The following is a 21,948-nucleotide window of genomic DNA, read 5'->3' as shown; positions in this document are numbered from 1 at the left end:
TGTATCGAAGACCTCCAAGTAAAGCATATGGTGAAAAACCGCAAGCTAGCCAAATCGATCACGGATGCCTCGTGGTCGGAGTTTGTCGCGATGCTTACCTACAAGGCAGCCTGGCATGGAAGAAACGTGGTGAAAGTGGGGAAACAGTTCCCTTCCAGTCAGCTTTGCTCTTCCTGTGGCTACCGAAACAAGGATGTAAAGAACCTCAACCTTCGGGCATGGACATGCCCTACGTGCGGCTCTCACCATGACCGAGACATCAATGCATCCAAAAACATCTTGCAAGAAGGACTTCGAGTACTTGCGGTCGGGCAGACCGTTTAAGCTTGGATATGATCCTGTCAGTAGACGGGAGCTCCCAAGAATCCCCTGCCTTCAGGCATGAGGAGTGTCAAGGAAAAAAGCGATGACAATAACAATGGCCATGGTGTATAAGACGTTCCATAGGCATGACTCTCTACTTCGAGTAGGTTTTTTCTTATCTCGTAAGCTCCAATTTCCCCGACCAAGGGGGTACAGTAACGGAAATACTCTCAGATACTAGACCCATTTACTCTGATAGGGACGGCAAATGTACTGGATAATGAGATGTTTGCTTGAGGTTCAAATCTCTTTAATCTTACTCAACCCGGACAAATGTCCAGGTTGAGACTGCTGACCTTCATATACTTTGTCAGCACTCTCTAATACTCTCTTAAATTTTGGAGGGTATTTCTTTTGGATTGTTTATATAATCTTAAAGTATTAAATTAAAAATAAAGCAGAAACTTAAGCGATTATACTGACGTTTTGGGTATAGATCCATGTATATAAGGAGGTTAGGATTTTGGCTCAAGGTACAATGGCAAAAGTATTTCGTTTAACGCTTTTTGCTGGATTGATGACATTTCTTTTTTCTCTGTTAGTCGGTTGTGGTGGGGAGAAAAAGGATGCTTCCCAATCCAAGTCATCCAATCAAAAGGAAGTCCAACAGGTATCCAGTGATCCCGTTACCGAAGAAGATCTGAAAGAGGAGCTGGAAGATTCGGATTCCGAAAAAGCGGATGAAAAAACCAGCAAAAAAGGTGAAGAAACGCAGCCGAAAGACAATTCAGACAAAGAAAGTCAGGCTCAGGATGAACCCAAGGAGCAGGAGAAGCCACATACTGATTCCAAGAAAGAATCTGACACGAAAAAACCATCTTCTACCGAAGAAAAAGAATCGAATGAATCATCAAGGAAACCCGATCCAAGAAATTCCTCCGGATCTGTTTCCACCGCCGGTACAGGTGAAACAAAAAGCCTTTCCGCTTTTGAGAAGAAAGTGGTGGAGTTGGTCAACAAGGAACGGGCCAAACAAGGGCTTCGTCCGTTGAAATCTCATGTTGAACTGTCCAGTGTGGCTCGTAAAAAGTCAGCAGATATGAGGGATCATAACTATTTTTCCCACAACTCACCGACTTATGGGAGTCCCTTTGATATGATGAAGAGGTTTGGCATCAAATACAGAGGAGCTGGTGAAAACATTGCTGCTGGACAAGCAACACCGGAAGCGGTGATGAAGAGCTGGATGAACAGTTCGGGCCACCGTGCCAACATTTTGAATCCGGACTTTACGCACATAGGTGTAGGATATGTAAAAGGCGGATCTTATGGTTGCTATTGGACGCAACAGTTTATTACAAAATAAATGAAACGGAAAGCACCGGTATCTTGCCGGTGCCTATTTATTTTGTGTTAGCATAAGTGCAAAGGGGTGAAATCGTGATTTATCAACTGAAAGTCTCTCTAAAAAACGTTCATCCACCTGTTTGGAGAAGAGTACAAACGTATTCACAAATTACCTTTGCACAGCTTCATCAGGTGATTCAAGTGATTATGGAGTGGGAAGGAACTCATTTACATATATTTCAATGTCGAAAAAACCAATTAGAATGGAGCGGTCAGGAAGAACATCATTGGGTATTGATCGGAGATCCCGAAGTTACAAGCAGTATGGACTGGCCATGTGTTGATCAAACAGAGGAGATCTTGGAAGATTGGCTGTCGGAAGAAAACAGTAAATGTTTTTATATTAATTGTTTGAAAGATGGGTTCTTCCATGAAATCCTGTTGGAAGAAATCCTCCCGGCTCAACCGGGAGTAGCTTATCCGATCTGTATCCAGGTTGAAGGTGTTCCTCCAGCGGAGAGCCTTGCGGAAGATGGGACGGATGATCGCACCCTGACGGATCAAGAACGGTTGAAACAGATGAATGTACAGTTACAGGACCGTTTGCAAGGTTTTTTTGAACATGGAGAGGTTGAAAAAACTTCCCAGGAGCAATGGATGGAATTATTTCAGGTGGCCGTCCATTTTGGATCATTGGCTCCCTGGGAGTGGATGATGGATGATCAGGTGTTTGCTGTTTATGATGCGCTGAGCGGACAGGTAGGATACTGTTCTGTACGCGGAGGTATGGGGGATGTCTTTGGACTGGCTGTATACGTGGGCAATGAAGGATTAAAAAGTCTGTATTCCTTGAAATCAGAACAGGAGGACCGCCCCGATCTGGAACAAAGATGTCTATTGGTTTCCTTTGAGGATCAACAGAATCTGGAATCTGAAGACTATTATCTGATGAAGGAGATCGGTTTTTATTTCCAGGAACAGCATCATCAGTGCCCTGTATTTCGCAGTTTTCTGCCGGGAGCGTTTCCGTGGTTCCTCAACCGGGATGAAGTTGTTTTTCTGACTCATGTCCTTCAACAGGCGATTGAGGTTTGTCGGCGAGTCAGAGAGGGATTGCATTTGATGCCGGATGAAACCGGACATTTTTTTCTCCGGGTTTCCTCCATGGAAAAGGAGGGGTTGGTCTGGAGAGATGGTGTATTGGAAGTGGAAGAGGTCAAACAATATGAGCTCCATGTGAATGAATTGGAACTACATAAACTGTCCAAGCGGTTGGAAATGCGTGAGCAGGTTCTTGAATTTGATTATTTCTATCTTCCGGATGCCGTACAGGAAGAAGAGAATCAGCGACCGTACTTTCCATGCGTCAGCTTGTGGTTGGATGATCAGTTGGGCCGAGTCATCGGCTTTGAACTGATGAAACGGGAACATCTGGCAGAGCGAATACAAAATCAGTTGATGGCATTGATTCAGAAATTGGATGGAATTCCTCAAGCAATCCTGATAAAAAAGAGGAATGTCTCCGATATTCTGTTTCCCATTGCACGGAAGCTTGGCATCGAAATACATGTTTCCAATGATTTATCCGGTATTCGACGAGCTCAGCAAGAGTTGGTGAAAATGATGAAGGGTGTCCGGATTCGGTAAAACAAACTCAATCCAATGAGCCCGATAAAAAAGCCGACCCAGCGTCCCCATTTAGGGCGTGCTGGGTCGGTCTTTATCAGGATTTCACTCGTCCACCCTGTTTTTGATATCTCCTGCGCTGGTTCTTGGGCAGAATCCGTTTGCGGATTCGATAATCTTTGGGTGTAACTTCTAAAAGTTCATCTTCAGCGAGATATTCCAAAGCGTCGTCCAACGAGAGGTTTTTCGGTGGTTCCAGACGTAATGAATCGTCTGAACCGGCCGCTCGGAAGTTGGTGAGTTGTTTCTTTTTGCAGACATTGACATCCAGATCATTTTCCCGAATATGCTGCCCGATTACCATGCCTTCGTAAACCTCTGTGTTCGGCTTGATAAAGAGAGTTCCCCGCTCTTGGGCGGCATGAAGACCATAGGAGGTTGCTTCACCCGGCTCCCAGGCGACAAGAGAGCCATGGTCCCGTGTATGAATATGGCCAAAGTGAGGTTCATAGCCACCAAAGAGCGTATGGATCAACCCTTCCCCACGGGTGGCCGTCAGAAATTGCTGGCGAAAACCGATCAATCCACGTGTAGGAACCCGGTAGGTATAGTGCACGGAACCGTCTTTTAGTTCCATATCTACCATTTGTCCTTTCCGTTGACCGAGAAGTTCCACGACACTTCCCTGGAATTCCTCACTCACTTCCACTTCAACAATCTCCACCGGCTCATGCCATTTCTCATTGATCTTTTTCAGAATCACTTCCGGCTTGCTGACTTCAAATTCATACCCTTCCCGGCGCATATTTTCAATTAAAATTCCAAGGTGCAGTTCTCCGCGTCCCGCGACAAGGAATGTGTCGGGGGAGTCTGTATCTTCCACCCGAAGAGCGACATCTTTTTCCGCTTCCATATACAGTCGCTCTCTAAGTTTTCGGGAGGTGACAAATTCCCCTTCCCGTCCGGCAAAGGGGCTGGTATTGACCCCGAATGTGACATGCAGGGTGGGCTCCTCCACCTTGATCGGTGGCAGGGGTTTTGGATGCTCCGGGTCGGTGATGGTATCCCCGATTCCTACATTCCCCAGACCTGTCAGGGCGATAATCTCTCCCGCCTGGGCCTGATCCACCTTCACCCGTTTTAACCCCTCGTGGGTAAAAACCTGAGTGACTTTCAGGGACTGGTGGTTTCCATCGCGGTCAATGCGAAGGACTTGCTGGTTTTTTTGGATGGTACCACTGTTTAGCTTGCCAATCACAATCTTTCCTTTGTATTCATCATATCCCATCAGCGTTGCCTGCAATTGCAATGGGGCATTCGGCTCCACTTGGGGGTAAGGCAAATATTCCAGGATTTGTTCAAACAGTGGCATGAGGCTGTCTGTCATTTCATCCGGTGACAAACCGGATTGACCAGTCAAGGCATTGGTATAGATAACAGGAAACTCTGCCTGCTCTTCTGTAGCGCCCAGATCTACAAACAAGTCGAAGGTGGTATCAATGACATAGTTCGGACGGGCATTTGGACGATCAATCTTGTTGACGACAACAATCACCTTGTGTCCCCGCTCCAAGGCGTGGCGAAGGACGAACTTGGTTTGAGGCATCGGTCCTTCCACAGAGTCCACCAAAAGGAGGACTCCGTCCACCATGTTCATCACCCGCTCCACCTCACCGCCGAAATCGGCATGACCCGGCGTATCAACAATATTGATTTTCACTCCTTGATAGTGAACCGCTGTGTTTTTGGACAGAATGGTGATTCCGCGTTCCCGCTCCAGATCGTTGGAGTCCATCACCCGTTCTTCCACCTGTTGGTTTTCCCGAAAAATCCGGCTTTGCTTCAGCATCGCATCCACAAGTGTGGTTTTTCCGTGGTCTACATGGGCGATAATAGCAATGTTGCGAATTTGGTTAGCGTTCATTCAAGGCGCGCATCATGCGCTACCTCCTTTGCAAAAAATCATCGGCCCAAACGGCCGGGGACCGCTCGTGTAAAAAGCTCTCAATTGCCCATTATAGCATAGGAGAGGAAAGGGAGCGAATGAGAGAGGCACTCTACCAGATGGTTAAAATATGAACCAAACCGATTGGCTTGAGGGGATACCGCCTCCAAACGGTACAGTATTATGGAATCTGTTGCAAAGCGGGAGTCTTTTGCAGGAATTCTACATTGCTTGGTTCTCAGAGCTTGTCTACAATAGGAAAAGATATGAGACGAGGAGGCGACATCTTTTGCTATTTATTGATAATCAAAAACACTATGATCCACGGATCAATCTGGCGATTGAAGAATATGCCTTAAAACATTTGCCCATGGAGGAAACCTATCTTTTATTTTATATAAACGAACCTTCCATTATTATTGGTCGGAATCAGAATACAGTGGAAGAGATTCATGTGGATACATGTCGGGAACAGGGGATCCATGTGGTGCGACGTCTTTCCGGGGGCGGAGCGGTTTATCATGACAAAGGAAATCTCAACTTCAGTTTTATCACCAAGGATGATGGAGACAGTTTTCTCAATTTCCGCAAGTTTACCGATCCGGTAATCAAGGCACTGCACCGTCTGGGAGTAAATGCGGAGTTAACGGGACGAAATGATATTCAGGTAGGAGAGAAAAAGATTTCCGGAAATGCTCAGTTCACAACCAAAGGGCGTATGTTTAGTCATGGAACACTGATGTTTGATGTGGACCTGGAGCGGGTGGCGGATGTGTTGAAGGTAAAAGAGGAAAAGTTTCAGTCCAAGAGTACCAAGTCCATTCGAAGCCGGGTGGCCAACATCCGTGATTTCATGACAACCAAGATGTCTATTGAAGAATTCCGGATGTATTTATTGCAGTGTATCTTTGAAGAAGCAACAGATATCCCGCAATATCATCTTTCGGAATCGGACTGGAAGGTCATTCGTCAAATCTCTAAAGAGCGTTACAGCAACTGGGACTGGAACTTTGGCCGCTCTCCCAAGTTCAATGTGGAACATGCCCGACGTTTTGAAGGGGTAGGAAGTATTGATGTGCGTTTGCAGGTGGAAAAAGGAATCATCCGTGGCTGCACCATTTTTGGGGATTTCTTTGGCGTCAAGGATGTAAAGGAGATTGAAGCGCATTTGACGGATTGCCGTTATGACCGGGAAGCGATTGAACAAGCATTGGATGGAATTGATCTCCAGGCGTATTTTGGAAAGGTGAGCAAAGATCAATTGATTGATCTAATCTATTAGGGCCAGTCTGTTCATATGTATAGGAATGGGAAGAAGGGGTCAGATACGACTGCATTTGACCCCTTGCTAAATACGATGGAGAAGAAGGATGTCGGCAGAGTCAACGACTCACCATTGAAATGGTGAGCTTGTAACGATCCAGTCATGCGAGCGATTCTCGGAATCTCTGACCTTGAACTGATGTTACATCAGGGCAGGCTGACAGCTACCCGTATGCTGATGCAGTCCCTGCACACACGGTACTCACATTCCCGGATGTGTAAGTTGATTCCTACTCCCCCAGGGTGTTTTTATCGCTTGGTGATGCGGTAAGAGTGCCTTATGGCACAATGTGCGCCCAGCGGTTTTCTCTTTACCCGATAAGTCCCATTCGGTTTTCGGTTATGTTTCATTTATTCTACAAATATGACAGGAATCCTACTCAGAAAGGAGGACGACAGGAGAAATGATGGTTGCTCTAAGCATCCCCACAAGGGGGATACCGAGCAACACCGACATTCCTCCACGCCAATGAATTGGTGAGTCTCCTGTCGGCAATTCTCATGAAACTATCACCGGAGTTGGCGAAAAAAATCATCTTTGAAGCGCAATCGGCGATTAACGAGCAGTTTATTGTCGTGGATCAGACCGCACACATCATTGCATCCAGTGACCCAAAGAGGACAGGCAATTATCACGAGGGGGCGGATATTGCGATTCGGTCCAACCGGGAGGTCTATATCTCAGAACGGGATGTGGAGCGATTGGATGGCGTCAAGCCCGGAATCAATGTACCCATTCGCTTTCATGACCAGATTTTGGGAGCCATCGGCATCACCGGTACACCGGAGAAAGTCAGACCATTTGTGGATATATTGAGACGGATGACGGAACTGTTGATCCATGAAGCCTATCAAGCCGCTCAACTGGAATGGAAGACAAGAGGGATTGAAGCGTTTGTATATGAATGGTTAAACTCTTCACATTTGGATCCTGGGTTTATGGAAAGAGGGGAGATCCTGGGGCTATCGTTTACCACCCCTTATCTGCTGATTCTGTTCCAGGTTCATTTAGAGGAATCGAGTGACATGGGTTATCTGGACCATGAGATGATGAGTGGATTTTATGACAATCTCAAAAAGGATTCTCATGATTTGTTACTCAGGTGGGGGCATGGCCGGTATGTTTATCTGAAGTCCTGTGTGGGGGACGTCGTCGACCGACCGAGGTTGGATCAGGAATTAAACGACTGGCAACGGTATATATGGAAACGTTTTAAACAACCCCTGTCCGCGGGAATTGCCAAATCGCCCCGCAACAAATATCTGAAACCATCCTATCTGGAGGCAAAGAAAGCGTTGCAAATTGCCTTGAAACAACATGGAGTCATCTATTATGAAGATTTGGTGCTGGATATTTTAGTGGAAGATGTTCCACTTGAGGTCCGACGGGATTTCCTGAACCGGACACTCACACTGTTAAACAGTGAACTGAAAGCCACACTCAGAGCCTACTTCCAGCATCAGGGTTCGATGAAAGATGCATCAAGAGCACTTCATATTCATGTGAATACGTTACATTACCGACTGAGAAAAATTGAAGATCTTACAAAGCTGGATCTCAAAACATCCGAAGGGTTTGTCATCTTGTATTTAGCTTTAAAATTGGATCATATTGTGTGAATACACAAAAAAACACCCTTGAAAACGCTGACATTTTGTTGTCAGACATATATACAACGGTTCTGTTCTTTTTTATGCTAAACATAACATACCCATGTGGGAGAAAGGGGAAGGAATGCTGAAAAGGGATGATTTAAAAAAACGATTGTCCGCTATTCTTGGAGCTGAACATGTTCATGATTCCAATGAAATGAAACTGGCTTACAGTTATGATGCCACCCCCAACTATCAGGCGTTGCCTGATGTGATTGTATCGCCGGGCAATATGGAAGAGATTCAAGCGATTGTCCAATTGTGTAATGAAACAGGCACACCGATTGTTCCCAGAGGTTCAGGGACAAACCTGAGTGCGGGAACCTGTCCATCAGAAGGCGGTATTGTCCTGTTGTTCAACCGAATGACGGAGATTATCGAGTTGGATGCTGACAATTTGACTGCCACTGTTCAACCGGGTGTAACCACTGAGACATTCATTCGTTATGTGGAAGAGCAGGGCTTTTTCTATCCTCCAGATCCAGGGTCGATGCGCATTTCGACGATTGGAGGAAATATCAGCGAAAATTCCGGAGGGCTTCGTGGTCTCAAATACGGGGTGACACGGGATTATGTTATGGGTCTGAAAGTGATTATGCCAAATGGGGAATGTGTGGTGACCGGGGGAAAATGTGTCAAGGATGTTGCCGGTTATGATCTGACAAGGCTGATGGTTGGTTCTGAAGGGACACTGGGTGTCATTGGGGAAGCGACCTTAAAGCTGCTGCCTCCGCCGGAAAGCAAGCAAACGCTCATGGCCGTCTACAATGATATAGAAGCCGCCGCACAAACGGTATCCGAAATCATTGCAGCAAAAATCATTCCTGCCACCATGGAATTTCTGGATCAACCCACGATTGAGGTGGTTGAAGATTATGCCGGTGTCGGTTTACCGACCGATGCTGCGGCCATTTTGTTAATTGAACAGGATGGTCCGTCAGAGATGGTTCAGCGGGATTTGCAAGTGATTCAAAGGATTTGTCAAGCGCAACAGGCGATAGATGTGGAAAGAGCCAAGAATGAAGAACATGCAGAGAAACTGTTGACAGCGAGACGTGTAGCCCTGTCCGCTTGTGCCAGAAAAAAACCGACAACCATCTTGGAAGATGCCACAGTACCCCGGTCAAAGGTGGCGGCAATGGTTCAAGCGATCAATGGGATCGCTAGGAAATATGAGGTGCAGATTTGTACGTTTGGCCATGCCGGTGATGGTAACTTGCACCCGACGATTTTAACGGATGCCAGAGATCTGGAGGAAATGAAGCGTGTCGAACAAGCTTTTGCAGAAATTTTCCAAAAGGCGATTGAATTTGGGGGGACCATAACCGGTGAACACGGTGTCGGTATGATGAAAGCCCCATATTTGAAATGGAAAGCAGGCTCCAGTGGATTAAATGTGATGCAATCCATCAAACGGGCTTTAGATCCAAAGAATATTATGAATCCTGGGAAAATTTTTCAATCCAACCCTGATGGTGAGATGATTGCGGAATGATGAAGCAAACTGAAGAAGTGAAACAAGCATTTGAACAACGGATGGATCATACGGAGTTAATGAACTGCATGCGTTGCGGTTTTTGCTTGCCTTCCTGCCCGACGTATGTAGAGACCGGTGACAATGAAGCCGCATCACCACGTGGAAGGATTGCGCTGATGAAGGGGGTGGTGGACGGTCTTATTGAACCGGATGAAGAGGTGGAAAAACAGTTAAACCTTTGCCTTGGCTGTCGGGCTTGCGAACCAGTGTGTCCCTCCGGTGTACAATACGGTCATTTGCTGGAGGAAGCAAGGGATATCCTTGAACAGCACAAGCAACGGCCATTGCATGAACGTGCGTTGCGCCGGGTGGTGTTTCATTGGTTATTTCCGAATCATAAACGCATTCGTCAAACGGTCTCTCTGTTGTATCTGTATCAAAAAACGGGGTTAAAAACATGGGTGCAGAAGATGAAGATCAATCAATGGTTACCCAAACATTTGGATGAAATGCAATCGATTTTGCCCAATGTCCCATCTCCGGCAGAAATGAAGCATCGTCCGGCATTTTTGGGGGCCAAGCAACCTGTTCGGAAACGGGTGGCGTTTTTCTCCGGCTGTTTAATGGATACCCTGTTTATGTCCACAAACGATGCCACCTTAACGTTATTGCAGCTTGCTGGATGCGAGGTGGTGATCCCAAAAACACAAGGCTGTTGTGGAGCATTACACGGGCATAGCGGTGAAAAAGAAAAAGCCAAAGAACTGGCAAAACGGAATATTGCCGCCTTTGAATCATTGGATGTGGATGCGATTGTAACCAATGCCGGCGGGTGTGGTGCTTTTTTGACAGAGTATCAGAATCTGTTTCAGGATGAACCAAAATGGCGTAAACGAGCGGAGCAATTCACCGGGAAAATCAAGGACTTCAGTGAAATACTTGTGGAATGTGGCTTTCACAAAGCGGTTCCACTCTCCATGCCTGAACAGATGGTCACCTATCAGGAATCCTGTCACCTGAGAAATGTAATGCGGATCTCCCAGGCTCCGCGACTGTTGTTAGAGTCGATAGATCATGTGAATGTACAGGAGTTGCCGGAAAACCAGTACTGTTGTGGTTCGGCAGGAATCTATAACATTGTGCAGCCGGAGCTGTCGATGAAGATTCTGGACCGAAAGATGAAACAGGTCCAATCCCTTCAACCCAGTCTCATGGTTACTGCTAATCCTGGCTGTCTTCTTCAGATGCGTTTGGGTGTCAAACAAGCTGGGCTGGAATGTGATATAAGGGTGGAACATTTGGCGGATGTGTTGTTGGAAAGTGTTCCACAAGAAATGAAGAACCATGGAAGGGGCGGTGAAAATGGGTAATGAAAAACAATTGGCTGAGCATTTGATGAAACACTTGGGTGGAAGTCGCAATATTCAGAGCTTGACCCACTGTATGACCCGTTTGCGCATTCAAACGGCTGATGCCGATCAGGTCGAATTAAAAGCGATTAAGAATTTGGATGGCGTAATGGGGGTTGTGGAAGATGAAACCCTACAAATCATCCTCGGCCCCGGAACAGTTACAAAGGTTTGCAACCATCTATCGGAAATGATGGACAGGGAGATAGGGAAAAATGATACAGATGGCCAGGAAGATGATCCATTTGCCGGCTTGGCACAACAAACCAAACAGGACTTAAAACAAAAAAATTCCACCCCGTTTAAAATGTTTTTGCGACGGATTGCCAGCATTTTTATCCCGTTGATTCCAGCGATTGTCGCTTCCGGTTTGATAGCCGGAATAACGAATATCATTGTCCGGTTGGGGGTTGATGAAAAGGCAACGATCATCACCATTTTAAGTACGATTGGTTGGGGGCTATTCACTTATTTAGGTGTGTTTGTCGGGATTAACACAGCGAAAGAATTTGGGGGTACACCCGCCTTGGGAGGGGCTGCTGGAATCTTGATCATCAATCCATCCATTGAGAATATTTCATTGTTCGGAGAGCAACTATCACCGGGAACCGGTGGTCTGATCGGAGTGATGTTGGCCGCTGTATTTATTGCTTGGATGGAAAAGCAAGTGAGAAAAATCGTGCCCACTTCTTTGGATATCATTGTGACACCTACGATTTCTCTTTTAATCACAGGGTTTGTCACCTATTTGGTTTTACAGCCGATCGGTGGCTGGATTTCTCAATGGATTACGGATGGATTGACCAGTCTGTTGGACATGGGTGGAGCCGTTGCGGGTGCCGTTTTAGCCGGAACGTTCTTGCCATTAGTAGTGACGGGTTTGCATCAAGGGTTAACCCCGATCCATATGGAGTTGATCAACTCAACAGGGGTTGATGCATTGTTGCCCATTTTGGCTATGGGTGGTTGCGGTCAGGTGGGTGCAGCCTTTGCCATTTATCTGAAAACAAAAGATCAAAAGCTGAAAAAAGTAATCAAAGGCGGCTTACCTGTCGGAATATTAGGAATTGGCGAACCGCTGATCTATGGTGTGACTCTGCCATTGGGGCGACCGTTTTTAACGGCTTGTTTGGGTGCAGCAGTGGGGGGAGTTGTGCAGGCGATTTTCGATGTGGCGACGATTGCGATCGGGGTTTCCGGACTACCCCTGACATTTTTGGTGTTGGCGGATCAAATCGTTTATTATTTGTTTGGTTTGGCATTAGCATATTTGTTTGGATTTTTGTTTACTTATTGGTTTGGATTTAGGGAAGAGATGACAAAAGCATTTAAATAAAGGATGACGATCGATGTTGGGTCTTTCCGTTTATCTAAATGAACCCCTTCATTTGGATGATTTAAAACAGCGATTGAGTCAAACAAAAAACCCGTCCATTTTTACCTCCTTGCATCTGGGTGGTGAAGAACCGGAGGTTGAAATCCATCGTTTGCAACAATTGAATGAAGTTCTCCAGGAGTCCGGAGCAGAACTGATTGCTGATATTTCGGATGAAGGGTTGAAAAGGTTGAACATATCAGGAGATCCCGTGTCCTTTTTTGAAAAAAGCGGCGTCACCTGTTTACGTTTGGATTTTGGCTTTATGGATCAGGAAATCGTTCAACTGTCTCAACGTATCAAGCTTGCTGTCAATGCAAGTACCACGGATCAACATCAGTTGGAGAAATGGAAGAATCAGGGGGTTCATTTTGAGAATCTGATCGCGATGCATAACTTTTATCCGCGTCCGGAAACCGGATTACGGATGGATTTCCTTGAAAAAATCAATCAGGTCTTTCAAACGGCTGGTATCAGGACGGCTGCATTTATACCGGGAGATACACGACGGAGAGGTCCCGTTTATGCCGGGTTGCCTACCGTGGAAGAACATCGCGCCGTTTCTCCGGCCAAAGCCTATCTGGAATTGAAAACCTACGGTGGAGTGGATGATGTATATGTCGGCGATCCCGGCCTCTCCGATGCACAATGGATGACCATTCAAAGCATCAGCGATGGAATCATTCCATTGCGAGTGGACTGGGCGGATGAAGATTACCGAGAAGTGATCAAAGGTCGACCCTTCACCAACCGCTTTGATGATGCCAGAGATGTGATACGGGCGCAAGAATCGCGACAAGAGAAGGTATTTTCCGAAGATCTATTAACACAGCGGAAAATCGATGAACGACTGGTTGGAACGATTACGGTTGACAACATGGATTACGGGCGTTATGCGGGTGAGTTACAGATCGCCCGCAATGATTTGCCTGCTGATTCCAGGGTTAATGTCGCCGGACGTGTGTCTGCAGGGGATCGGTATCTCATTTCCCATATTGGACCGGGCCAAATATTTGTTTTGAATTGAGAAGGAGGGATGGTTGGTTGGACTTTCATCGAGTGGACACAGAAAAACGGAACCCGTTGTCTGAACATATTGATCAACTGTCAACAGCCGATATTGTAAAAATCATCAACCAAGAAGACCAACAGGTGGCCTTGGCTGTACAAAAAGAACTGCCACATATAACCAAAGCGGTCGATGCGATTGTGGAAGCATTTCAGAAAGGACGCAGATTGGTATATGTCGGTGCGGGAACGAGTGGACGGTTGGGTGTCCTGGATGCTTCTGAATGCCCGCCGACATATGGTGTTTCTTCGGAGCAGGTGGTTGGGTTGATTGCGGGTGGGGATCATGCTTTACGCTATGCGGTTGAGGGAGCCGAAGATCATGAAGAACAAGGGGTGTCGGATTTAAAAGCCATCGATTTCCATCCGGAGGACGTTTTGGTCGGGATTGCTGCCAGTGGGCACACACCATATGTGATCGGTGCGCTAAAGTATGCCGGAGGTCTGAAAGCCACCACGATCTCCCTTGTCTGCACCCGTCAATCCCGAATGGAGGGGATTTCGGATATCACCATAGCACCTCTTGTCGGTCCTGAAGTGGTAACGGGATCGACACGTATGAAAGCGGGAACCGCACAGAAAATGGTTTTAAATATGCTAACCACTGCTTCAATGATAAAAATCGGCAAAGTTTACGGGAATTTAATGGTGGATCTGCAACCGACCAATGTCAAATTAAAACATCGTGCCGTTCATATCATTCAACAGGCGACAGGTGTTGAAAAAGCACTGGCTGAACAGGCTTTAAGTGAGCAAAACGGTGATACCAAAGCGGCTATATTGCAAATATTAACCGGCATCAGAGGCAGGGATGCCCAGATATTGTTGGATGAACACAGGGGGCATCTCCGTTCAGCAATTGAAGCAGCTGGCAAGAGATAGCCCGCTCCAGTTCTTCTCCTTAAAATGAAAAAACCCGGAGGAAAACGTTCCTGCGGGTTTTTTCATACATCAATTCTTACTCTTCCCATACCCGGACTTCTTTCATCCGATCTCCGTTTTTCAACTTTCGGGCAACTTCCAACCCCTTGGTGACTTGCCCAAATACGGTGTGGACTCCATCCAAGTGGGGCTGGGACTCATGAACAATAAAAAATTGGCATGACCCGGTATCTTTGCCGGCATGTGCCATGGATAGGGTGCCTGGCTCGTGTTTGTGCGGATTGTTCTCCGTTTCACAGGGAATGGTGTATCCTGCATTTCCAGTACCGTTTCCGACAGGACAACCTCCTTGACTGACAAATCCGGGAATCACCCGGTGAAAGGTAAGTCCGTCATAGAAGCCCTCACTGGCCAATTTCCGGAAGTTGGCTACTGTGTTAGGTGCTGCTTCGGGAAAAAACTGAATGTGTATCGTTTCGCCATTCTCCATTTCAATGCTTCCTTTAATCGCCATCTAGCATGCCTCCTTCAGTCGATTTTCCCATTGTACCATAAGAAATGGGTCGTGATGATAGCGAAAATGGGAATACGTTTCTGAATAGGAAAACCCCCCATCCAAAGGGGGGTTGTATTTATGACAAAACCGGTTGTTTCAGTTCAAGCACTTCATCCGGATCCGCCTGAATGCGTCCATAGTGTTGCTCGGAACGAAAGTTGTGAATGTGATGACAAGCTTTTGACATCATATGATAAATTTTTGCCTGGGGAACGGGTTTGGGAGTCCAGTAGTGAATATTCAGGGAGAATGTCTCCCCATTGTCTGCTTCCCGTTCGTAGTGGATTTGATCCGCTACTTGAAAGCCGTTTTTCCTGTAAAAATGAATTCGTTTCTGTGTATCCGCCACTTGGGGGTCGGCGGGTTCCACCTCCAGCAGGATCGGCTTTCTTTTTTCTTTAAGATTCCGAATGACTTTGCTTCCCACCCCGCTTCCCCGTCTCTTCTGATTGACCAGCAGGTAATCCACAAAGACGAAGGAAGAGAACTCACCATACAAGAGCAAATAATCTTCCGTTTCCTCTTTGTGGTACATGTCCTGATCCTGGATGAGGTCACGCAGGTGACTGTACTTTTTCATTTCTTCCTTGGGAAAATAATCGTTCAAACGATTATACCAATCCACAAAATGTCCTCCTGTCCATTTTTTTGCGGTGATGATCACCGCGAAGAACACATTATTACTTTAACATACTTTGTGGGTTTTCCAGAATAAAGCGGATTCATCCTTTTAAAATAAAGGAATATTGGGGGTTGACAAATGTTTTGTTTCAAAAGGTTTGACTCCATTCAACAGGTGATGTACTGATGAGAGGAGGAGGTGGTCGGGTGGCATCCGGAAAAGAAGGGGTTTTGGTGTTGGCCCATGGCTCTCCAAACCCAGAGTGGAACCGATTGGTGGAAAATGCGGTCAGGCAGGTAAAGACGAAATTGCCGATTACCGTCGGCTATTTGGAGTCGGTCACAGGGCAAAGCATCTCTGACGGGATATATTTTTTGGAAAAAAAAGGGGTGGAAAGAATCTTAACTGTTCCTCTTTTTGTCTCTTCCGGCAGCACTCATTTGGAAGAAATCCAGTATGCATTGGGGATCAAACGATTCAGCCGAATCAGAACGAATCTTCAACGCATTCGCCCTCAGGCGGATATTGTCTGGTGTAAAGCGATGGACGCTCATCCGTTCATGGTTCGGATTTTGGAAGATCGTGTACGGGCACTTTTGCCAAATCCGGAGAAAGAGAATCTATTGTTGGTCGCTCATGGCAGTGAAAAACCCGGCTTCAGAGACGTATGGGAAAAAGGTTTGCAGCAGTTGGCGGACCATTTGCACCAGCGCTTTCCTTTTCAGGAGGTGGAGATCTCCATGTTGCAGGTTGGGGATGTTCGAGAGAAAGCAAAAACATTGAGCCACTTGGGTCGTTTGCTGGTTCTTCCCGTTTTTTTGGGACGGGGCTATTTTACAGATGTTCGGATTCGCCAGGAATTAGAGGGGGTCTCCGGTGTCTCTTATGGAGAGACCTATCTTCCCCACCCACTTGTGAGCCGTTGGGTGGAAGAAATGGTGGAACGGTGGAGGAACGTTTGATAATTTGGGCGGTTGGGTCAAGCTCAATCGGATAAGCTGGGCATAGGTATAGGGATAAGTGCAATATAAGGAGGGAAGAGAATGTTTCTTTCACAGATGCAAATGCCTTACCCATATCCCTATGACCGTTACCCGACGAGACCGGGGGTAGACCCTCAAATGATGAAAGAGACCACATTGCGGACAGTGGAGCCATTTGTGAAGTATGGACTGGAAGAAGCCAAAAAAACGTCCTATGAACACGCAATGAGAGAAATTGCGGCAATGAGCTTTTTGGTCGGGCGGGGATATGATCCTCAAAACGCCTATCGGACGGTGGAATCATGGGAAGTGGAAGAAGGCAGGTTTTATTAAACCCTTCAAATGTAACGACAAAAGCGGACACCGAGAGTGTCCGCTTTTGTCGTTATGCAGGTTGAAATAATCTGATCATTGACAACATTCATCGTTTTGGTTATCATAAAACCAAGCAAGCGCTTGTTTTTCAATTGGTAAAAGGAGACGCGAACGATGTCGGATGGACGAAGAGAACAAATTCTAAAAAAAGCAAGTGAGCTGTTTCGAACAAAAGGCTACCATGGGACGACAATCCGAGATATATCTGAAGCGAGCGGCATTCTTTCCGGGAGTTTATACACCCATATTAAAACCAAAGAAGACCTTCTATTTGAAATTACGGACCGGGGGGCGGAATTGTTTCTGCGTTCCCTTCGTCCGGTGGTGGAAAGTGATGAAGATCCGGTCATGAAGCTGCGCCAGGCAATCGTGGCTCACATTCTGGTTATTACCGACAATCTGGAGGCCGCGACAGTCTTTTTTCACGAATGGAAAGCGCTTACAAAAAAACGTCGATCGATCATTCAAGAAAAACGGGATGCGTATGAGGGCATGTGGGAGCGCATTCTCGCTGAGGGGGAGGAAACGGGTTCGTTCCATCCGATCGATTTGAAGTTTGCCCGTCTCTTTCTGTTGTCTGCGATCAATGGAGTCTATCAATGGTATGACCCGAAAGGGGAGTTATCACCGGAAGAGATTGGGGATCGGTTTACTGCCATTTTGCTGTCGGGTTTTGCTGGAGGGAAAGGAGAGAAGTCGAGTGATCACCGATCAACGACATGAACAGTTTATGGAACGGATTCAGCGTGGCGAAAAAATTGAAGCGACAGACTGGATGCCGGATGAGTACCGCAAGCTGCTCCTGAAGTTGATTCACATGCATGCTGTAAGTGAAATTATGGGAGCGTTTCCGGAGAAGGAATGGGTTCCGAAAGCGCCTACACTCAAACGAAAACTGGCCATTATGGCGAAGGTACAGGATGAGGTGGGACATGGACAGCTTTTGTTGAGAGTGGCGGAGGATCTAGCAGCACCCCTAGGCAAAACGAGAGAAGATTTAATGGAAGATTTGATTGAGGGGCGAGTCAAATTTCATAATGTCTTTCATATGGAATCGCCCACTTGGGCGGATGCCGGAGTGATCGGTTGGTTGGTGGACGGAGCGGCCATTATTAATCAGGCTGCACTGTTAAGCACCTCTTACGGTCCCTATGCCAGGGTGTTGAAGCGAATCTGCGCTGAAGAGAGCTTTCATATGCAACATGGAGAAAATATTATTTTGGCTCTTGCCGGGGGGTCAAAAGAGCAACGCCGGATGTTGCAAGAGGCGGTCAATCGTTGGTGGGAATCTCTTATCTTTTTTTTCGGACCGGTGGAAGTTACGGATGCAGCCCGACGGATGATCGATTACAGGATTCGAACAAAAACCAATGAAGAACTTCGGCAGCAGTTTTTAAAGAAATACGTGCCGAGGATTCATTCACTGGGGTTGACCATTCCAGACCCAAACCTCCGTTATGATGAAGAGTCAGAAAAGTGGATCTTTACGGAGCCGGATTGGAAGAAGTTTGGAGAAATTGTTCGCTACAATCAAGGACCCAAATCTCAGGAGCGACTCAAACTGCGTCGGTTTGCACATGAGGATCAACGGTGGGTGCGGGAGGCCATGGTGCGCTCCCAAAAGATGCAAGTGGTTTAAAGAAATGAAGGAGTGGAGTGAAACATGGAACGGGATCACCGCGTGGAATATGACGTCTTTGAAGTTTTTATTCAAAAAACCCAGGCAGATCACCATGTTCATGTGGGGAGTGTGGTGGCTCCCTCGCCTGATGTGGCGTTGACCACTGCCAGAGAAAATTTTCTGCGGCGGGAGAAAGCGGTTAACCTCTGGGTCGTTCCCAAGGAGGCGATTGTTGCCACATCTTATGATATCCCAGGCTGGTTTGCCAGGGAAATGGATCGAAAATACCGGGAAGTGGGGGGATATTCGGAAAATGCACGACTGTGGAAGATGTACCGGGAAAAGGCGATGAAGTTGGAGGATATTGTTCGGGATCTGAATCGAAAGCCTGGATATGCGGATGGAGTGAATCGCCGATGATGCAGACTGCGGAACAGATCGTTCAGGAACCCCGCTTGCGCCATGCTTTGACAGAGCTGTTGTATCAATTGGCCGATGATGAGCTGTGTCTGGGCCACCGGGACTCTGAGTGGCTTGGGCTGGCACCGGATATCGAAGGGGATGTTGCCTTTAGTTCCATTGCCCAGGATGAAGTGGGTCATGCTGTTTTTTATTTGGAACGCTTGCATGAACTGGGGGAAGCAAAGCCGGATCAGCTTGCGTTTTTCCGGGGGCCTGGAGAACGAAGGAATGCAATTCTTCTTGAGCAGCCGAATGGGGATTGGGCCCGCACTATTGTACGTCATTTTTTATATGACATTTTTGATGACATTCGTATGGAAGCGCTTTTACAATCCTCATTTCACTCCCTTGCCCAAGGCGTGGTCAAAATTCGGAGGGAAGAGCATTATCACCTTCTCCATCACAAGATGTGGTTTACCCGATTGGCCCAGGCTGGCGGAGAAGCCCGACAACGAATGGAACAGGCGGTTTCAGAAGTATGGATGGAGGTGGGAGGTCTCTTTTCACTCGGCGAGGTGGAAGAGGAAATGCTCCACTACGGTTTGATCGCTTGCGGGTCGGAGGGATTGGCCCAACGGTGGGCAGAGCGAATGAGGCCCTTGTTTGATGAAGCCGGATTGAACTGGCCGGGGATGCCTGTAAAGCCGAAACGGGACGGGCGAAAGGGAGAGCATACCAAAGATTTGGAACGGTTGATCCAAACGATGTCCGAAGTGGTAGGCAGTGATCCTGACGCTCAGTGGTAAGGGGGGACCAACGTGAAAACAATTCGTGATCCAGTGATGGAGGCTCTTCAAACGGTGATGGATCCGGAAATTCCTGATGTCAGTATTGTTGAACTGGGTATGGTGAATCGGGTAACAATGAATGAAGGGCATGTTCGGGTGGAGTTGACGCCAACCTTTGTCGGTTGCCCGGCTTTGGATATGATCGCCCAGAATGTGAAAGACCGATTGATTCAAGAGGAGAGAGTGAATCGGGTGGAAGTGGCATTCGTCATGTCTCCTCCCTGGACCAGTGATCGGATCACTCCAGAAGGGAGGGAAAAGCTGAAGAATTTTGGAATTGCGCCACCGAGCGAAGACCGGGTTTCCGATTGCCCATACTGTGGAGCGAAAGAAGGGGAGGTGGTAAATTTATTCGGTCCCACGGCTTGTCGGTCAGTCTTTTATTGTCGCAATTGTCGCCAACCTTTTGAAGGAATGAAAACCGTATAGTTCCACTTATTATTCAATCAGAGGAGGCGCTCTCTTGTTTCAACCAGATTTAGAAAAGATGCCTCGTCCGGAACTGGAAGCACTTCAGACAAAACGACTGAAACGGATGGTGGAACGGATATACAGTTTGGTGCCATTTTATCGGCGAAAATTGGATGCGGCAGGAATCAAACCCCAGGATATTCTGGGGATGGAGGACCTTTTAAAGCTTCCGTTTACCCGGAAGAGCGATCTTCGGGAGCAATATCCATTTCGGATGTTTGCCGTGGAACAGGAAGAAGTCGCCCGGATTCATGGTTCTTCCGGTACCAGTGGAAAGCCGACAGTGGTGGGTTATACCCGGAAAGACATTCAACGCTGGGCGGAGCTTTGCGCCCGATCCATTGTGATGGCCGGAGGCCGACCGGGCGATGTGTTTCACAATGCATACGGTTATGGATTGTTTACGGGTGGTCTTGGATTACACTATGGAGCGGAGCGATTAGGGGCAACCGTTGTTCCGGTCTCCGGTGGCAACCGTTCCCGTCAAGTCACTTTAATCCAGGATTTCCTGCCGAGAGGAATCGGTGGAACCCCGTCGTTTATCCTCAGTTTGGCAGAAATGATGGAAGATATGGGATTGAAACCTTGGACCACTTCATTGGAGTACGGAATATTTGGTGCAGAGCCGTGGTCTGAGGAGATGAGGCAGACGTTGGAGGAAAAGTGGGGCATCGATGCCTTGGATATCTACGGTTTGTCTGAGGTGATCGGTCCGGGTGTTGCCATGGAGTGTCGGGAAGCCAAGGATGGGCTTCACATTGCGGAAGATCATTTTCTCCCTGAAGTGATCCATCCCCAGACAGGGGAACCTTTACCGGATGGCGAGTATGGGGAGTTGGTCTTTACCTCGCTCACCAAAGAAGCGTTGCCGATTCTTCGCTACCGAACGGGAGATATCACTGCACTTCACCGGGAAGTCTGCCGTTGTGGTCGTACACATACCCGGATGTCCCGAATCAAGGGACGGATTGATGATATGTTGATTATTCGAGGTGTAAATGTGTTCCCCTCGGAGTTGGAAGCGGTGCTGTTAAATTTTGAGGAGTTGGCTCCTCATTATCAATTGGTTGTGACACGTGAAAAGTCGATTGATCAATTGACCCTGGAGGTGGAGGTTTCCGAAGCATGGTTTCGGTCGATTGAGAGCTCCTTTGGTCAAGGTAATGAACGGGTTGTGCAATTATGTAAACGTTTGCAATCCGTTGTAAAGGACACATTGTATGTGACCACAAAAGTGATTTTAAAGGAGCCCAAATCCCTCCCGCGAAGTGAAGGCAAGGCCGTTCGTGTGATAGATCAACGGTAATTTGTATCCATATGATCAATTAAACGAAAAGGGGAATGAATCATGGTGAAATTGATTGCATTATACCGTCATCCGGAAAATCGGGAATCTTTTGATGAACATTATCAGAATGTACATACACCGCTGGTGGAAAAAATGCCAGGGTTGAAGAAGCTGGAAGTAACCCGGATTGTGGGTGCCCCCATGGGAGGAGAGGCCAAATTTTATTTGGAGGCAGCCATGTATTTTGAAGACAGGAAGGCTTTGGATGATGCGATGAACTCCCCGGAAGGGCGTGCTTCGGCCAAGGATCTAATGGGCTTTGCCGGTCCGCTGGTTACGATGATGATCGGTGAAGTGACACGGGAGGAATAAAA

Annotated in this window: 22 protein-coding genes; 19 read left to right on the top strand and 3 right to left on the bottom strand. The window is 47.1% G+C overall.

Features of this window, described 5'->3' with window-relative positions; translation table 11 throughout:
* The 3 genes from FN782_RS15330 to FN782_RS15320 all read left to right on the top strand — a co-directional run.
* A partial coding sequence (locus FN782_RS15330; RefSeq protein ID WP_142505093.1) for an RNA-guided endonuclease TnpB family protein occupies positions 1 to 324 on the top strand: 324 nt, incomplete at its 5' end.
* Positions 325 to 841: 517 nt separating this feature from the next.
* A complete protein-coding gene (locus FN782_RS15325; protein ID WP_425462721.1) occupies positions 842 to 1,669 on the top strand; it encodes a CAP domain-containing protein in 828 nt (275 codons plus the stop codon).
* A 74-nt stretch (positions 1,670 to 1,743) separates the two neighbouring features.
* Positions 1,744 to 3,297: a plasmid pRiA4b ORF-3 family protein gene (locus FN782_RS15320; protein ID WP_185956362.1), complete on the top strand. Its 1,554-nt coding sequence runs from the start codon at positions 1,744 to 1,746 to the stop codon at positions 3,295 to 3,297.
* A 76-nt stretch (positions 3,298 to 3,373) separates the two neighbouring features.
* On the opposite strand, the gene typA is transcribed toward FN782_RS15320, so the two are convergent.
* Complete coding sequence (gene typA, locus FN782_RS15315; protein WP_142506668.1) at positions 3,374 to 5,200, bottom strand: translational GTPase TypA; 1,827 nt, start codon at positions 5,198 to 5,200, stop codon at positions 3,374 to 3,376.
* A 310-nt stretch (positions 5,201 to 5,510) separates the two neighbouring features.
* On the opposite strand from typA, the gene lplA reads away from it, so the two are divergent.
* From lplA to murQ, 7 genes are all read left to right on the top strand, one after another.
* Complete coding sequence (gene lplA / locus FN782_RS15310; protein ID WP_142506667.1) at positions 5,511 to 6,503, top strand: lipoate--protein ligase; 993 nt, start codon at positions 5,511 to 5,513, stop codon at positions 6,501 to 6,503.
* Positions 6,504 to 7,045: 542 nt separating this feature from the next.
* Entirely contained in the window at positions 7,046 to 8,164 is a 1,119-nt protein-coding gene (locus tag FN782_RS15305) for a CdaR family transcriptional regulator (RefSeq protein ID WP_142506666.1), read from the top strand.
* Positions 8,165 to 8,282: 118 nt separating this feature from the next.
* The gene (gene glcD / locus FN782_RS15300; RefSeq protein WP_142506679.1) at positions 8,283 to 9,692 is read left to right on the top strand and encodes a glycolate oxidase subunit GlcD; all 1,410 of its coding nucleotides are present in this window, start codon (positions 8,283 to 8,285) and stop codon (positions 9,690 to 9,692) included.
* Complete coding sequence (locus FN782_RS15295) at positions 9,689 to 11,044, top strand: (Fe-S)-binding protein (protein ID WP_142506665.1); 1,356 nt, start codon at positions 9,689 to 9,691, stop codon at positions 11,042 to 11,044. The genes glcD and FN782_RS15295 overlap by 4 nt, the downstream gene beginning before the upstream one ends.
* A complete protein-coding gene (locus FN782_RS15290) occupies positions 11,037 to 12,419 on the top strand; it encodes a PTS transporter subunit EIIC (protein ID WP_142506664.1) in 1,383 nt (460 codons plus the stop codon). The genes FN782_RS15295 and FN782_RS15290 overlap by 8 nt, the downstream gene beginning before the upstream one ends.
* 13 nt (positions 12,420 to 12,432) lie before the next feature.
* On the top strand, positions 12,433 to 13,485 hold the full coding sequence (locus FN782_RS15285) for a MupG family TIM beta-alpha barrel fold protein (RefSeq protein ID WP_142506663.1): 1,053 nt from the start codon (positions 12,433 to 12,435) through the stop codon (positions 13,483 to 13,485).
* Between the two features lie 17 nt (positions 13,486 to 13,502).
* Positions 13,503 to 14,408, top strand: a complete 906-nt coding sequence (murQ, locus tag FN782_RS15280) for an N-acetylmuramic acid 6-phosphate etherase (RefSeq protein WP_142506662.1) — start codon at positions 13,503 to 13,505, stop codon at positions 14,406 to 14,408.
* 76 nt (positions 14,409 to 14,484) lie between these two features.
* On the opposite strand, the gene FN782_RS15275 is transcribed toward murQ, so the two are convergent.
* The gene (locus tag FN782_RS15275) at positions 14,485 to 14,922 is read right to left on the bottom strand and encodes a peptidylprolyl isomerase (RefSeq protein WP_142506661.1); all 438 of its coding nucleotides are present in this window, start codon (positions 14,920 to 14,922) and stop codon (positions 14,485 to 14,487) included.
* A 118-nt stretch (positions 14,923 to 15,040) separates the two neighbouring features.
* The gene (locus FN782_RS15270) at positions 15,041 to 15,589 is read right to left on the bottom strand and encodes a GNAT family N-acetyltransferase (protein WP_142506660.1); all 549 of its coding nucleotides are present in this window, start codon (positions 15,587 to 15,589) and stop codon (positions 15,041 to 15,043) included.
* A gap of 203 nt (positions 15,590 to 15,792) precedes the next feature.
* Here FN782_RS15270 and FN782_RS15265 point away from each other — a divergent pair, with 203 nt between their 5' ends.
* The 9 genes from FN782_RS15265 (at position 15,793) to FN782_RS15225 (ending at position 21,946) form a co-directional block, all read left to right on the top strand.
* Entirely contained in the window at positions 15,793 to 16,548 is a 756-nt protein-coding gene (locus tag FN782_RS15265; protein ID WP_185956361.1) for a sirohydrochlorin chelatase, read from the top strand.
* An 81-nt stretch (positions 16,549 to 16,629) separates the two neighbouring features.
* The gene (locus tag FN782_RS15260) at positions 16,630 to 16,902 is read left to right on the top strand and encodes a hypothetical protein (protein ID WP_246064985.1); all 273 of its coding nucleotides are present in this window, start codon (positions 16,630 to 16,632) and stop codon (positions 16,900 to 16,902) included.
* A gap of 156 nt (positions 16,903 to 17,058) precedes the next feature.
* On the top strand, positions 17,059 to 17,667 hold the full coding sequence (locus FN782_RS15255; RefSeq protein ID WP_142506658.1) for a TetR/AcrR family transcriptional regulator: 609 nt from the start codon (positions 17,059 to 17,061) through the stop codon (positions 17,665 to 17,667).
* A gap of 7 nt (positions 17,668 to 17,674) precedes the next feature.
* A complete protein-coding gene (gene paaA / locus FN782_RS15250) occupies positions 17,675 to 18,583 on the top strand; it encodes a 1,2-phenylacetyl-CoA epoxidase subunit PaaA (protein WP_246064988.1) in 909 nt (302 codons plus the stop codon).
* A 24-nt stretch (positions 18,584 to 18,607) separates the two neighbouring features.
* Complete coding sequence (locus tag FN782_RS15245) at positions 18,608 to 18,985, top strand: phenylacetic acid degradation protein (RefSeq protein ID WP_142506657.1); 378 nt, start codon at positions 18,608 to 18,610, stop codon at positions 18,983 to 18,985.
* Complete coding sequence (gene paaC / locus FN782_RS15240; RefSeq protein WP_142506656.1) at positions 18,982 to 19,773, top strand: 1,2-phenylacetyl-CoA epoxidase subunit PaaC; 792 nt, start codon at positions 18,982 to 18,984, stop codon at positions 19,771 to 19,773. The genes FN782_RS15245 and paaC overlap by 4 nt, the downstream gene beginning before the upstream one ends.
* 36 nt (positions 19,774 to 19,809) lie before the next feature.
* Positions 19,810 to 20,244 (top strand): 1,2-phenylacetyl-CoA epoxidase subunit PaaD, encoded by a 435-nt coding sequence (gene paaD, locus FN782_RS15235; protein WP_142506676.1) that lies wholly within the window; start codon positions 19,810 to 19,812, stop codon positions 20,242 to 20,244.
* A 58-nt stretch (positions 20,245 to 20,302) separates the two neighbouring features.
* Positions 20,303 to 21,592, top strand: coding sequence for a phenylacetate--CoA ligase family protein (locus tag FN782_RS15230; RefSeq protein WP_142506675.1), 1,290 nt, complete (start codon positions 20,303 to 20,305; stop codon positions 21,590 to 21,592).
* A 42-nt stretch (positions 21,593 to 21,634) separates the two neighbouring features.
* Positions 21,635 to 21,946, top strand: a complete 312-nt coding sequence (locus FN782_RS15225) for an EthD family reductase (protein ID WP_142506655.1) — start codon at positions 21,635 to 21,637, stop codon at positions 21,944 to 21,946.
* Positions 21,947 to 21,948: the final 2 nt, after the last annotated feature.

The sequence above is a fragment of the Melghirimyces algeriensis genome (genome assembly GCF_900182565.1).
In the GTDB taxonomy this organism is placed as follows: domain Bacteria; phylum Bacillota; class Bacilli; order Thermoactinomycetales; family DSM-45169; genus Melghirimyces; species Melghirimyces algeriensis.
Note: the sequence above shows the minus strand (reverse complement) of the source record. Positions and strands in the feature narration are given on the sequence as shown.